We start from the raw sequence: 1,652 nt of genomic DNA, 5'->3' as shown, positions 1-1,652 counted from the left end.
CCCACACCCGGCTCCGCCGGCTGCTCTCCCCCGCCTTCGCGCGGACGGTGGTGGCGGGGCTGGAGCCCGTGGTGCGGGAGCGCGCGACGACGCTGGCCGGCGAGCTGAGAGGGGAAGCGGATCTCGTCGCCGGGTTCGCGGCCCCGCTGCCGCGCGCCGTGCTGGCCGCCTTCTGCGGGGTGGCCGACGGTGACGCGGCGGCGTACGACCGCTGGGCGGCCGGGTTCACGGATCTGCTGGGGCACCGGGCCCGCCCCGAGTGGCCCGCGTTCGAGCGGTGGGCGCTGCGGGCCGCCGAGGGGCCCGCCCTGGGCGGCGTACTGGGGCGGCTGGACCGCGCGGAGGCCGTGACCTTCCTGCACTTCCTGATCGTGGCCGGTGTGCCCAACCTCCGCCACGCGCTGGGGAATCTGGTGCTGCGGCTGCTGCGGGAGGACCACTGGCGCACCGAGGGCCTGCCGGAGGCGGTCGAGGAGTCGCTGCGGCTCGATCCGCCCGCGCTGTGGCAGATGCGCACCGCCACCCGGGACACCGTGCTGGCGGACACGCCGGTGCGGGCCGGGGAGCGGGTGATCGCCGTGGTCGCGTCCGCCAACCGGGACCCGGCGCGCTGGGGCGAGGACGCCGACGCGTTCCGCCCGGGGCGGCCGGGGCTGCGGGCCCATCTGGCCTTCGGCAAGGGCCCGCACGCCTGCCTCGGCGCTTCGCTGACCCGGCTTCAGCTGCGGGTCGCCGCCGAGGTGCTGATCGAGCGGCACCCGGGGCTGCGGCTCGCGCCCGACTTCCGTTTCCGCCGGGCCGGCGACTTCATGAGCCGCGGTCCGGCGACGCTTCCCGTCCATGTGGAGTGACGAGTGTTCCCTGTGACCTCTCTCTGGCTGCGCCGCCCGATACCCCGGCCGACGGCCTCGACCTCGTTGGTGTGCTTCCCGCACGCGGGCGGCAGCGCCGCGTTCTACACCGCGTGGGGGAAGCTGCTGCCACCCCATGTGGAGCTGCTCGCCGTGCAGTATCCGGGCCGTCAGGACCGGCTCGCGGAACCGGCCGCCGCGTCCATGGCCGAGCTGGCCGGGGCCGTCGCCGAGGTGCTGCGCCAAGACCGCCCGGACCGGGAACGCTTCCTGTTCGGCCACAGCATGGGGGCCTCGGTCGCGTGGGAGACCGCCCTGCGCCTGGAGGCCTCGGGCGTGGGGCCCCGGCACGTCTTCGTCTCCGGCCGCCCCGGCCCGCGCCGCCAGCGGCCGGGCTCCGTGCATCTGCGCGACGACGACGGCCTCGCCGCCGAGCTGCGCCGCCTGGACGGCACCCACGCCGAACTCCTCGACGACCCGGAGATACGGGCGGTGCTGCTGCCCTCGGTACGCGCCGACTACCGGCTCGTCGAGACCTACCGCCCGGACCCGGCGGCCCGCGTGCGCTGCCCGCTGACCGCGCTCACCGGGGACCGCGACGAGGAGGCGACGGTGCCGGACGTGGCGACCTGGGGCGACGCCACGTCCGGCGTCTTCCGCCGCCTGGTGCTGCCCGGCGACCACTTCTACCTGGTGGAACAGGCCGAACGGGTCGTCGCGGCCGTCCTCGACGCGTGCGGCGCGCCCGCGCCCGCCACCTGTCCCGTGTTCCCCTGACCGCCCCTCCCCAGCCCCGTACAC

At 76.6% G+C, this 1,652-nt stretch carries 2 protein-coding genes; both read left to right on the top strand.

The annotated features are described in order from the left end of the window. Positions 1–851, top strand: an 851-nt coding sequence (locus AOK24_RS41425; protein WP_055725051.1) for a cytochrome P450, incomplete at its 5' end; no start/stop codon positions are given. A 12-nt stretch (positions 852–863) separates the two neighbouring features. Further along, complete coding sequence (locus tag AOK24_RS41420) at positions 864–1,628, top strand: thioesterase II family protein (RefSeq protein WP_079057256.1); 765 nt, start codon at positions 864–866, stop codon at positions 1,626–1,628. Positions 1,629–1,652 lie beyond the last annotated feature (24 nt).

Source organism: Streptomyces niveiscabiei (assembly GCF_001419795.1).
Taxonomy (GTDB): Bacteria; Actinomycetota; Actinomycetes; order Streptomycetales; family Streptomycetaceae; genus Streptomyces; species Streptomyces niveiscabiei.
This window is presented reverse-complemented; position numbering and strand designations above follow the sequence as displayed.